This window comes from uncultured Azohydromonas sp. (assembly GCF_937926365.1).
Lineage (GTDB): Bacteria > Pseudomonadota > Gammaproteobacteria > Burkholderiales > Burkholderiaceae_C > Azohydromonas.
Genome location: NZ_CALAOH010000240.1, coordinates 1 through 10,530, shown reverse-complemented (window position 1 = coordinate 10,530; position 10,530 = coordinate 1). Strand labels below are relative to the sequence as shown.

General features: G+C 71.6%; 14 protein-coding genes. 3 read left to right on the top strand and 11 right to left on the bottom strand.

What is annotated here, in order from left to right; genetic code table 11:
- The 3 genes from Q0741_RS26570 to Q0741_RS26560 form a co-directional block, all read left to right on the top strand.
- Positions 1-587, top strand: a 587-nt coding sequence (locus Q0741_RS26570; protein WP_298236207.1) for a TolC family protein, incomplete at its 5' end; no start/stop codon positions are given.
- A gap of 100 nt (positions 588-687) precedes the next feature.
- On the top strand, positions 688-987 hold the full coding sequence (locus tag Q0741_RS26565; protein ID WP_298236206.1) for a class II glutamine amidotransferase: 300 nt from the start codon (positions 688-690) through the stop codon (positions 985-987).
- Positions 984-1,427: a hypothetical protein gene (locus tag Q0741_RS26560; protein ID WP_298236205.1), complete on the top strand. Its 444-nt coding sequence runs from the start codon at positions 984-986 to the stop codon at positions 1,425-1,427. Before Q0741_RS26565 ends, Q0741_RS26560 begins: the two co-directional genes overlap by 4 nt.
- Before the next feature lie 36 nt (positions 1,428-1,463).
- Here Q0741_RS26560 and Q0741_RS26555 read toward each other — a convergent pair whose 3' ends face one another.
- The 11 genes from Q0741_RS26555 to Q0741_RS26505 all read right to left on the bottom strand — a co-directional run.
- Positions 1,464-2,381 (bottom strand): MBL fold metallo-hydrolase, encoded by a 918-nt coding sequence (locus tag Q0741_RS26555; protein WP_298236204.1) that lies wholly within the window; start codon positions 2,379-2,381, stop codon positions 1,464-1,466.
- A 4-nt stretch (positions 2,382-2,385) separates the two neighbouring features.
- A complete protein-coding gene (locus Q0741_RS26550) occupies positions 2,386-2,715 on the bottom strand; it encodes a hypothetical protein (protein WP_298236203.1) in 330 nt (109 codons plus the stop codon).
- A 114-nt stretch (positions 2,716-2,829) separates the two neighbouring features.
- The gene (locus tag Q0741_RS26545) at positions 2,830-3,354 is read right to left on the bottom strand and encodes a DUF3016 domain-containing protein (RefSeq protein WP_298236202.1); all 525 of its coding nucleotides are present in this window, start codon (positions 3,352-3,354) and stop codon (positions 2,830-2,832) included.
- Between the two features lie 115 nt (positions 3,355-3,469).
- Positions 3,470-5,734 (bottom strand): molybdopterin cofactor-binding domain-containing protein, encoded by a 2,265-nt coding sequence (locus Q0741_RS26540; protein WP_298236201.1) that lies wholly within the window; start codon positions 5,732-5,734, stop codon positions 3,470-3,472.
- Positions 5,731-6,237 carry a (2Fe-2S)-binding protein gene (locus Q0741_RS26535; RefSeq protein WP_298236200.1) on the bottom strand — a complete coding sequence of 169 codons (507 nt, stop codon included), beginning with the start codon at positions 6,235-6,237 and terminating at the stop codon, positions 5,731-5,733. The genes Q0741_RS26540 and Q0741_RS26535 overlap by 4 nt, the downstream gene beginning before the upstream one ends.
- A 193-nt stretch (positions 6,238-6,430) precedes the next feature.
- Positions 6,431-7,141, bottom strand: coding sequence for an energy transducer TonB (locus Q0741_RS26530; protein ID WP_298236199.1), 711 nt, complete (start codon positions 7,139-7,141; stop codon positions 6,431-6,433).
- A 25-nt stretch (positions 7,142-7,166) separates the two neighbouring features.
- The gene (locus tag Q0741_RS26525) at positions 7,167-7,598 is read right to left on the bottom strand and encodes a biopolymer transporter ExbD (RefSeq protein WP_298236198.1); all 432 of its coding nucleotides are present in this window, start codon (positions 7,596-7,598) and stop codon (positions 7,167-7,169) included.
- 21 nt (positions 7,599-7,619) lie between these two features.
- On the bottom strand, positions 7,620-8,048 hold the full coding sequence (locus tag Q0741_RS26520) for a biopolymer transporter ExbD (protein ID WP_298236197.1): 429 nt from the start codon (positions 8,046-8,048) through the stop codon (positions 7,620-7,622).
- 19 nt (positions 8,049-8,067) lie between these two features.
- Complete coding sequence (locus Q0741_RS26515; RefSeq protein WP_298236196.1) at positions 8,068-8,832, bottom strand: MotA/TolQ/ExbB proton channel family protein; 765 nt, start codon at positions 8,830-8,832, stop codon at positions 8,068-8,070.
- A gap of 4 nt (positions 8,833-8,836) precedes the next feature.
- The gene (locus Q0741_RS26510) at positions 8,837-9,850 is read right to left on the bottom strand and encodes a sulfate ABC transporter substrate-binding protein (protein WP_298236195.1); all 1,014 of its coding nucleotides are present in this window, start codon (positions 9,848-9,850) and stop codon (positions 8,837-8,839) included.
- Between the two features lie 345 nt (positions 9,851-10,195).
- Positions 10,196-10,530, bottom strand: a 335-nt coding sequence (locus Q0741_RS26505; protein WP_298236194.1) for a helix-turn-helix domain-containing protein, incomplete at its 5' end; no start/stop codon positions are given.

The following is a 10,530-nucleotide window of genomic DNA, read 5'->3' as shown; positions in this document are numbered from 1 at the left end:
CGCCGCCGCCCGTGCCCGAGCTGCTGCCGGGCGCGCTGCTGCAGCGCCGGCCCGACATCCGCGCCGCGCAGCAGCGCTTGGAAGCGGCCTGGGCGCAGGTGGGCGTGGCCGATGCGGGCTTCTTCCCGGCCCTGACGCTGAGCGCCAGCGGCGGGCTGCGCGGCAGCGCCGGCGCCGGCCTGTTCGAGGCGTCGAGCCTGGCGTGGTCCCTGGGCGGCGCGCTGGCGCAGCGGCTCTTCGACGGCGGGGCGCAGCAGTCGGTGCTGGACGCCGCGCGCGCCGGCGCCTCGGCAAGCGCGGCCGCCTACCGACAGACCGTGCTCACCGCGCTGCTGGAAGTGGAGGACAACCTGGTGCTGGCGCAACGGCTGCGGGACGAGGCCGCGCTGCTGCGCGAGGCGCTGGGCAACGCGCAGCGCAACCTGGAGATCACGCAAGAGCAGTACCGCGTGGGCACCGTGGGCTACCTCAACGTCGTCACGGCGCAGAACACCGCGCTCAACGCCGAGCGCAGCCTGCTGGACGTGCAGGCGCGCCAGCTCAGCGCGGTGAACCAACTGCTCAAGAACCTGGCCGGGCGCTGGTGAGCATCGCCACGGCACGGCAGCCCGCGGCCGAGCCGATGTGCGGCTTGCACATGTCGATCGGACAAAGGCTTCGTTAAAGCGCGCGGCCTGGCGGCGAAAAATGAAGGCCTTCGACGCCATGTGCCAACTGCTCGCCCTCAACGCCAACGCCCCCACCGCCGCGACCTTCCCGTTCAGCGGCCTGTCCGCCCGCGGTGGCGCCACCGGCCAGCATGTCGAGGGCTGGGGCATGGCCGCCTGGCACGCCTTCGCGCCGGGCGAGCTGCGCGTGTTCGTAGACGGTGCCGGCGTCTGGCAGCAGCTGCTGCATGCCGCCGGCGCGAAGCGGCCGGATACGGCAACGGCCAACGTCACCGGCGTGCAGGCAGTGGCCGCCGAACCCGAGGGAGCCAGAGCATGAGCGTCGTACCCCGTGAGGCCCCGGAGCCCGACTGTAGGCGCAGCGGCGACGGCATCCGGATCGAGCCGCTGGACGGGCTGCTGGGCGCCCGCGTCCACGGGCTCGACCTCGCCCAGCCGGTCACGGCGTCCCAGGCGCGCGTGCTGGGCGCCGCGCTGCGCGAGCGCCAGGTGCTGCTGTGCTACGGGCGGCCGCTCGGCGACGACCGGCTGCTGCGCTTCGTGCGCAACGTGGCGGAGGTGATCGGCCCCTGCGGCGCGTCGGCCTCGCTGCTCTATGCCGAGGCGGCGCCGCGCGCCGGCGGCGACGTGGTGTGGCTGCAGCTCGCCGAGGCCTGCGACCTGCTCGATGCCGGGATGAAGCGCCAGGTCGGCGCGCTGCAGCTCGTCACCTACAACCCGTTCCTGCACCGGCTGCGGCCGTTGCCGGCGCACCGGTGAGCGGGCAGTTGGCGGCGCCGAAGCGCCGCCCGCGCGTCAAAGCCCGGCCTTGAGCTCCGCGTACAGCCAGCGCACGAAGCGCTCGGCGCTTTGCGCGCCGTTGGGTACCTGCGCATCGAAATCGGCGGTGGGCTTGGAGGCCACCACCTCGTCGGCCGTCTTGCCCGCGGCCACCAGCGGCGCGACCTTGTCGCGCACGGCGATCAGCAGCTCGCGCTGCCGCGCCACGGCGGCGCGGTCCGTCACCTTGCCGTGGCCCGGCACGATGCGGGTGCTGGGGCCGGCGAGCTTGAGCGTGGTGTCCAGCGCGTCGATGGTGCCCTGCAGCTTGCCACCGTTGTTCAGATCCACCACCGGCCAGCCTTCGGAGCGGAAGTAGTCCCCTACGGCCAGGATGTCGTGCTTCGGGAAGCGCACCAGCAGGTCGCCGTCGGTGTGGGCCGGACGCACGGGCAGCAGCTCCACGGCCTCGCCGTTGAGGTGGATGTTCACCGGCTGCTCGAAGGTGATCACCGGCAGCGCCGCCGCGGCCGCCGGGCGCGGCGTGTTGCCGCTGGCGCCGGGCTTGGGGTTCTGCAGCCGCTGGCGCACGATCTCGCGCGCGAAGATCAGCGTGCCCTGCTTGCCGAAGTTCTCGTTGCCGCCGGTGTGGTCGCCGTGCACGTGCGTGTTGACCAGGAAGCGGATGGGCTTGTCGGAGATGGCGCGGATCGCGGCAATGATCTTCTCGCTCAGCGGGGCGAACTGCGAATCGACGATCAGCACGCCCTCCGGGCCGCTGAGCACGCTGATCGTGCCGCCCTGGCCGTCCAGGGTGTGGAAGTCGGCCGCGAGGCGGTTGGTCTTGATCTCGACCTTGCTGAAGTCGCGCTCCTGCTGGGCTTGCGCGGCAAGGGTCAGGGTCAGCCCGGCGGCCAGGGCCAGTGCGGAGCGCAGGAAGGTATTGGTTCTCATGGAGTCAAGAGGGGCGGTGGCCCGTGCGAAGAAACGGCTGCATGCCTTGCAGCGTCCGTGCCGGGCGGAATGCCGCATCCAGGCCCATGCGAAGGGCCATTACCGGCCGATCCGGCGCCTGCAGCCTTCCGCGGTGTTGCGCCTCGTACAGGAGTTCAGCAGTGCTGCTGGCCTGGGGCCATTTCCGGCCGGGCTTTTCGTGGAATGCGAGCGCCGGTGTATTGGCGTTTGCCACCCAAGCATCCGCAGTGCTTTCCCGGGACAGGATGCCTTCATACCAACCTTTGATGCCGACTTGAAGAATCCCGTCACACCCGCGGAGGCGGGTGTCCACGAACTCCGGGCGGCATCCCGGTCCGCGTGGATGCCCGCCTTCGCGGGCATGACGAGGGATATTGCAGCGCCGATCGAGAGCCGGGATGAGGCCCGCAGCCCGGCCGGCCGCCGCTCAGGGCGCTGCCGGGCGTTCTCCGAAGCGGTGGCGGAACCACTGCGCCAGCATGCGGCGCTCGTAGCGCAGCGGCTCGCCGGTATGCGTGATGGGGTGCAGCAGGTAGGCTTGGTCGCTGATCGAGGCCGTACCCGACTCCTGGGCACCGGTGGCCGCGGTGCTCAGCGTGTACTTGAAGTCGATGCGGGGCCAGTCCGCACCGCCGCGCAGCACGCGCAGGGGCTGCGGATGGCGCAGCGCCGGCTCCACGCGCCCGGCCAGGTCCACCTGCTCGACCTCGATGCGCAGCGACTGCCCGGGTTGCAGCCACTTCTGGCCCAGCTCCTGCAGCGTGCGCTGCAGCAGCGCCAGGTTGGCGCGGACCTCGGCAGGGCCGTCTCCGGCGTCGATGTAGCGCTCCGGCTGCGTGAAAACGATCTCGGTGCTGCCGCGCGGCCCGGCCTCGCCGGGTGCGGCCGCGAACGCGGGCGCTCCCAGCGACAGGGCGAACGATGCGGCGATGCGCAGGGCTTGGGCTTGCATGGCGGGTCCTCCAGCCAAAGACCCTCTCCCGTGGCCGAGAGAGGGAGGTGCAATCGAATTTAGGACCGCCTTCAGCTTCGCCTGCCAGTGCGGCCATTGGCCGCGGCAAGGCAAGTCACGTCCACCGCAAGTCGCTGCGCCTGAGCGGCAGCTCGCGCACCCGCTTGCCCGTGGCCGCGAAGATGGCGTTGCACACCGCCGGCGCCAGCGGCGGAAAGGCCGGCTCGCCCAGGCCCGTGACGGGGAAGCCCGTCTGCAGGAAATGCACCTCGACGCGCGTGGGCACCTCGGGCAGGCGGATCAGCGGGTACTCCGTGAAATTGCCCTGCACCACGCGCCCGCGCTGGATGTCCAGCTCCGCGTGCAGCAGCGTGCCCAGCGCGTCGATCACCGAGCCCTGCACCTGGTTCTCCGCACCGCTGGGGTTGATGATCTGCGCGCCGATGTCCGACACCACCACCACGCGGTCCACCTTCAGCTCGCCGGACTTGGACACCGTCACCTCCGCCACCTGCGCGATGTAGCCGCGGTGGCTGAAGTGGAAGGCGATGCCCTGGCCGCGCCCGCGCTCGAACTTCGTGCGGCCCCAGCCCGCGCGCGCCGCCACCTCGCGCAGCACGCCCTTCATGCGGCTCACGTTGTAGGGCAGGGCGCGCGGGTCGGTGGCCGGGACGACGTCCTTGTCGCCCAGCAGCTCCAGCCGGAACTCCAGCGGGTCGCGCCCCGCGGCATGCGCCGCTTCGTCGATGAAGCTGTGGAACACCCAGGCGAAGACGTTGCTGCCCGGCGCGCGCCACGGCCCCATCGGGATGCCGCATTCCAGCGGCGTCTGCTCCAGCAGGCAGTTCGCCACCCAGCGCCCCGGGAACTCGTCGCCGTTGAGCGAGCCGCCGCTGCCGGTGGCCAGCACGCTCTGTCCGTCGCGCTGCACGCGGTTGGCGAAGGTCACGAAATGGTTGTGCCAGGCAATCAGCCTGCCTTGCGCGTCCAGCCCGGCGCGCAGGTGGTGGAAGCCGCCGGGGCGGTAATGGTCGTGGCGCAGGTCGTCCTCGCGCGTCCAGGTCAGCTTCACCGGCACGGGCGTCTTCTTCGCCACTTCGCGCGCGATGGCGGCGGCTTCCACCACGTAGTCCGCGCCCAGCCGCCGGCCGAAGCCGCCGCCGCTGCGGGTGATGTGCAGCTTGATGCGCTCCTTGGGAATGCCCAGCGTGGCCGACACCAGGTTCTGCCCCGCCGCCGGGTTCTGCGTCGGCACCCACAGCTCCAGGCCGCCGTCGTGCCACCAGGCGGTGGCGTTCTGCGGCTCGATGCTGGCGTGGGAGACGAAGGGGTAGCTGTAGGAGGCCGCCACGGTCTTGGCCGCGCCGGCCAGTGCGGTCTCCACGTCGCCGTCGCGGCGCTGCACCATGGCGCCGGGCTGGCCGGCGAGGGCGCGCGCGCGTGCGCTGAACTCGCCCCAGCTCTGCGCGGCCACCGGTCCCTCGTCCCAGGCCACCTCCAGCCGCCGGCGCGCGCTGATCGCGGCCCAGGTGGAGTCCGCAACGATCGCCACGCCCGGCACCAGCCCGTTGAGGTTGGCCGTGCCCTCGATCACGAAGGCGTCGCGCACCCCGGGCAGGGCGCGGATCGCCTCCAGGTTGGCGCTGCGCACCTTGCCGCCGAAGGCGGGGCTTTTCTCGTACACCGCGTAGAGCATGCCCGGCAGCTGCACGTCGATGCCGAACAGCGGCTTGCCGGTGACCACGGCCGGGTTGTCCACGCCGCCGATGCGCCGGCCCAGCAGCTTGTAGTCCTTGGGGTCCTTGAGCTGCACGCCGTCCGGATCGGGCAGCGGCAGCGCCGCCGCGGCGGCCACCAGCCGCGCATAGGGCAGCCGGCGCCCGCTGGCGCGGTGGTGCACCACGCCCTCGGCGGCGTGGCACTCGGCCACCGGCACGCGCCACTGGCCGGCCGCGGCCTGCACGAGCAGCACGCGCGCGGTCGCGCCCAGGCGGCGGAAGTTCTCGTAGTTGGTGGGCGTGGAGGTGGAGCCGCCGGCACTCTGGCTGCCGTAGATGGGGTCCAGGTCGCCTTGGACGACGCGCACGCTGCGCCAGTCCACCTCCAGCTCCTCGGCCAGCACCATGGGCAGCGCGGTCTTGATGCCCTGGCCGATCTCGGGCTGCTTGGAGACCAGCGTCACCTGCCCGTCGGCCGTGATGCGGATGAAGGCGCTGGGCCGGAACTCCACGGCCTCGCCGCCGGGCTTGAGCACCGGGGCGGCGCCCTGCGCCTGGGCGTCCAGGCGCAGCCCCAGCACCAGGCCCGCGCCCAGCGCGGCGCCCTGGCCGAGGAAGCGGCGGCGCGCCGGGCGCGCGAGGGAAGGGGTGGCGTGGCTCATGCGGACTCCTTGCGCGCGGCGCTGCCCGGGCGGCGCGCGGCCGAGGCGGCGATGTCCGCGGCGCGGTGCACGGCGGCGCGGATGCGCAGGTAGGTGCCGCAGCGGCACAGGTGGCCGGCCAGGGCGCCGTCGATGTCGGCGTCGCTGGGGCGCGGGTTCTCGGCCAGCAGCGCCGCGGCGCTGAGGAGCTGCCCCGCCTGGCAATAGCCGCACTGCGGCACGTCCAGCTCCTGCCAGGCCTGCTGCAGCGGATGCGCGCCCTGCGGGTGCAGCCCCTCGATGGTGGTCACGCGCTTGCGTCCGACGCTGGCCACGGGCGTCATGCAGCTGCGCGTGGGCACGCCGTTGAGCTGCACCGTGCATGCGCCGCACTGGCCCACGCCGCAGCCGAACTTGGTGCCCACCAGGCCGAGCGTGTCGCGCAGCACCCACAGCAGCGGGGTGTCGGGATCCGCCTCGGCCTCGCGCGGCTGGCCGTTGACGTTGAGGAGGTAACGGGTCATGGGAGGGTGTGTTTGTGGAAAGCCGGGATCCACGATGGCCGCTACGTGACCCCGGACTGCGTGGGAGCCTGCCGGCGCCGGCCACGCCACGACCCCGGTGCGCGTGGATCCCGGCTTTCGCCGGGATGACGACCGGGCGGGCTGGCGGCCCGCGTCGCAGCCGGGTACGACGGAGAAGCGAAGCGTGGGCGCGTCAGCGGGCGGCGAAGATGACCGGCAGGGTCACCTGCACCTCGTCGGCGCCGCCGGCGGAGCAGCGCATGCGCTTGACGGCGGACACCACGTACTTGAAGTACTCCTTGGGGCCGGACTGCGGCAGCACCTCCACCACCTGGTTGCCGCGGATCTTGATCAGCGTGTTGACGGTGCCGGGCAGGCCCACGCGCTCGATGGCCTCCTCCAGCGCCTGTGCCAGCACCGCCTGGTAGCCGGGGCAGGCCACGCTGATCTCCTGCTTCACCACCGCCGGCTTGGGCTCCGGCGGCGGCGCGGGCGGGGCCGGCGGCGCCACCACGGGCGGCGGCGCCACGGGCACCTCGGACTGCACCGCCTGGATCACCGGCGCCGGCGCGGCCGTCACCACCTCCGGCGGCGGCACGTAGGCCGGCGGCGGCGGGGCCTGGACCTTGGGCGTGTCCTTGATGCGCTCCACCTTGGGCGGCGGGGGCGGAGGCGGCGGCGGGACGATCTCCTCCTGGATCAGCCGCGCCTCGACCGGCTTGCGCACGATCTCCACGGCCTTGCGCGCCAGGCCCGAGGCCAGCGCCCAGCCGATGAGCACGTGCAGCAGCACGACCACGGCCAGCCCGGTGCCGCGGCGCGTGCCGCCGGGCTTGAGGGCCCGGCGCGGCTGTCCCGCGCCGGGGAAGTAAAGGGCTCCCTGCGGAGCCAGCACTGCGCTCATGGCGTGCTCCTGTACGTGTGTGTCGTCAACGGTCTATGAACTGCTCGCTGCCCACCACGCCGAGCTTGTGCAGCCCGGCCTGGTTGATATCGACCATCACCTCGGCGAAGGCCTTGTAGCTGGCGTGCCGGTCGGGGCGCACGTGCACCTCGGGCTGCACCTCCTGCGCCGCGGCCTCGCGCAGCCGCGCCTGCAGCTCGGCGCGGCCGGCCACCGGCGCGCCGTTCCACAGCACGGTGCTGTGGTCGTCGATGTCCACGCGCAGCACCGTCGGCTTGACCTCGGTGGGCGGCGGCTTGCCCACGGGCAGGTCCAGGTTGACGGAATGGAGCTGGATCGGGATCGTGATGATCAGCATCACCAGCAGCACCAGCATCACGTCGATCAGCGGCGTGGTGTTGATGTCCATGATCGGCTCGGCGTCGCCCGAGGCGGCCGCGCCCACTTGCATGCCCATGCGGGGTCTCCTGCGTGAAGCTCAGCCGCGCGGCGGCGGCTCGGTGATGAAGCCGATCTTGGCGATGCCCGCGCGCTGGCACGCCAGCACGATGCGCCCGACCGGGTCGTAGGAGGCGTTGAGGTCGCCGCGGATGTGCACCTCCGGCTGCGGCGTCTGCTGCGACACCTGCTTCAGGCGCTGCACCAGCGCCTCGGTGCCGTCGAGCTTGGCATCGAGCCAGAAGAGCTGGCCCTTGGCATCGATCGAAATCACGATGTTCTCGGGCTTGCTCTCGCGCGCCTCGTTGCGCTCCTTGGGCAGGTCCACCGGCACGGAGTAGTTCACCACCGGGATGGTGATGAGGAAGATGATCAGCAGCACCAGCATCACGTCCACCAGCGGCGTGGTGTTGATGGCCGAGACCACCTGGTCCTCCTCGTCGGCCGAGGCCGCGACGTTCATCGCCATGTCGCTCTCCCCGGCACCTTCAGCGCGCCGCGTTCTGCGCCAGCAGCACCGAGTGCAGGTCGTTGCCGAAGGCACGCACCGAGTCCAGCGCGGTCTTGTTGCGCCGCACCAGCCAGTTGTAGCCCAGCACCGCCGGCACGGCCACGCCCAGGCCGATCGCCGTCATGATCAGCGCCTCGCCCACCGGGCCGGCCACCTTGTCGATGCTGGCCTGGCCGGCCACGCCGATGGCCGTGAGCGCGTGGTAGATGCCCCAGACCGTGCCGAACAGCCCCACGAAGGGCGCCGTGGAGCCCACCGTGGCGAGAAAGGCCAGCCCGTCCTGCAGCGAGGCCTGCACGCGCTCGATGGCGCGCTGGATGCCCAACGTCACCCACTCGTTGAAGGCGATGTGCTGCAGCAGCCCCTCGTGGCGCCCGGTGGCTTCGATGCCGGCCTCGGCGATGAAGCGGTAGGGGCTGTCCTTGGTCAGCACCTCGGCGCCCTGGTGCACGGTGCCGGCACTCCAGAACTTCTTGGCCGCGTCCTTGCCCTGGCGCCCGATGCGCGCCTGCTCGATGAGCTTGGTGATGATGATGTACCAGCTACCGATGCTCATGATCGCCAGCAGCACCAGCACCGCCTTGGCCACGAAGTCGCTCTGCGTCCACAGCGCTTCCAGCCCGTAGGGGTTGTCCACGGCCGCGGTGGCGGCGGCGCCCTGCGCGTGGGCCAGCAGGCTGGCGCCCGCCAGGGCGGCGGCCGCCGCCGCGCGCCGCCACGAGGAGGAGGTCGTGTGCTTCATGGGTTTACTTCTTCGTGTAGATCTGGTCGAACACGCCACCGTCGCCGAAGTGCGTCTTCTGCGCCTTGGTCCAGCCGCCGAACACCTCGTCGATCGTGAACAGGTTGATCTTGGGGAACTGCTTGGCGTACTTGGCCTGGGCCGCCGGATCGACCGGGCGGTAGTAGTTGCGGCCGGCAATGTCCTGGCCTTCAGGCGAGTACAGGTACTCCACGTAGCCCTGCGCGACCGTGCGCGTGCCGCGCTTGTCCACCACCTTGTCCACCACGGCCACGGGCGGCTCCGCCAGGATGCTCACGGGCGGATAGACGATGTCGAACTTGTCCGGGCCGAACTCCTTGAGCGCCAGGTGCGCCTCGTTCTCCCAGGCCAGCAGCACGTCGCCGATGTTGCGCTCGGCGAAGGTCACGGTGGAGCCGCGGGCGCCGCTGTCGAGCACCGGCACGTTGGCGAAGACCTTCTGGACGAAGTCCTTGGCCTTGGCCTCGTTGCCGCCGGGTTGCTTGAGCGCGAAGCCGTAGGCGGCCAGGTAGCCCCAGCGGGCGCCGCCCGAGGTCTTGGGGTTGGCGGTGATCACGCCCACGCCCGGGCGCACCAGGTCGTCCCAGTTCTTGATGTTCTTCGGGTTGCCCTTGCGCACCAGGAAGATGTAGGTGGAGGTGTAGGGCGAGGAGTTGTGCTTGAGCTTCTTCTGCCAGTCGGGGGACAGCAGCTTGGCCTCGGAGGCGATGGCGTCGATGTCATAGGCCAGCGCCAGCGTGACCACGTCGGCCTCCAGCCCGTCGATCACGGAGCGGGCCTGCTTGCCCGAGCCGCCGTGCGAGGCCTTGACCGTGACGTTGTCGCCGGTCTTGGCCTTCCAGTGCTTGGTGAAGGCGGCGTTGAATTCCTGGTACAGCTCGCGCGTGGGGTCGTAGGAGACGTTGAGCAGCGTGACGTCCTTGGCCAGGGCCAGCGTGGCGCTGGCGGCCAGCGCGGCCAGAACCACGGCTTTGCGCAGATGTCGAATGGCGGTCATGGAGGGGTCCTCTTTCAGTGTTGAAGGTCTTGTCTGGAACTGCAGGCATCCCAGTGTTCAACGGTCATGTCGATGCGTGAACAACTATTTGGGAGCATCGATATTCACACCGGGTCCGGCGTCAGCCGCGGGATGGTGAGCAAGGAAAGCGCCAGCTTTTGCAGGCCGTTTTTCGCCGCGCACGCCCTTCGGGGCGCCCTGCGCTGCGCATGGCGGGGCAGGGGTGTTGAGTCGCTGTTGCCCTGGCAACACTGGGCCGTGCCGCGCGAGGGCCGGACGTGAAAACGCCGCCAGGCCCGGCATCGCGGGGCGTGGCGGCGCGGGTGCGCGGGCCGGGTTCGAGGCTCAGGCGGCCAGCGTCTCGGGGCAGTCGCTGCCCAGCTCATCCGGCTGGGCGCCGGCATCGAAGCTCAGGCGCGGCAGGCCCTGGCCCGCGGCGGGGCGCCGGCGCGGCCGGTCGGGCAGCAGCCCGAAGCGCTTGAGCTGCGCGCGCAGCACGTTGCGCGAGATGCCCAGCAGCGCCGCGGTGTGGACCTGGTTGCGGTGGCAATGTTCGTAGGCGGCCACGATGGCCTCGTGCTCCACCGCGGCGAAGACCTCGGGCTCGCCGCTGTCGAACAGGCCTTGCAGGCCGCGGCGCAGCAGCTCCAGCGGCGCCGCCTCGGCCGGCGGCGGGGCGG

Bases quoted from the DNA above. Each gene is read 5' to 3' on its own strand.
- Q0741_RS26520 (WP_298236197.1), bottom strand. From the start codon at position 8,048: ATGGCGATGAACGTCGCGGCCTCGGCCGACGAGGAGGACCAGGTGGTC.
- Q0741_RS26515 (WP_298236196.1), bottom strand. From the start codon at position 8,832: ATGAAGCACACGACCTCCTCCTCGTGGCGGCGCGCGGCGGCGGCCGCC.
- Q0741_RS26545 (WP_298236202.1), bottom strand. From the start codon at position 3,354: ATGCAAGCCCAAGCCCTGCGCATCGCCGCATCGTTCGCCCTGTCGCTG.
- Q0741_RS26525 (WP_298236198.1), bottom strand. From the start codon at position 7,598: ATGGGCATGCAAGTGGGCGCGGCCGCCTCGGGCGACGCCGAGCCGATC.
- Q0741_RS26535 (WP_298236200.1), bottom strand. From the start codon at position 6,237: ATGACCCGTTACCTCCTCAACGTCAACGGCCAGCCGCGCGAGGCCGAG.
- Q0741_RS26555 (WP_298236204.1), bottom strand. From the start codon at position 2,381: ATGAGAACCAATACCTTCCTGCGCTCCGCACTGGCCCTGGCCGCCGGG.
- Q0741_RS26560 (WP_298236205.1), top strand. From the start codon at position 984: ATGAGCGTCGTACCCCGTGAGGCCCCGGAGCCCGACTGTAGGCGCAGC.
- Q0741_RS26510 (WP_298236195.1), bottom strand. From the start codon at position 9,850: ATGACCGCCATTCGACATCTGCGCAAAGCCGTGGTTCTGGCCGCGCTG.
- Q0741_RS26540 (WP_298236201.1), bottom strand. From the start codon at position 5,734: ATGAGCCACGCCACCCCTTCCCTCGCGCGCCCGGCGCGCCGCCGCTTC.
- Q0741_RS26530 (WP_298236199.1), bottom strand. From the start codon at position 7,141: ATGAGCGCAGTGCTGGCTCCGCAGGGAGCCCTTTACTTCCCCGGCGCG.
- Q0741_RS26565 (WP_298236206.1), top strand. From the start codon at position 688: ATGAAGGCCTTCGACGCCATGTGCCAACTGCTCGCCCTCAACGCCAAC.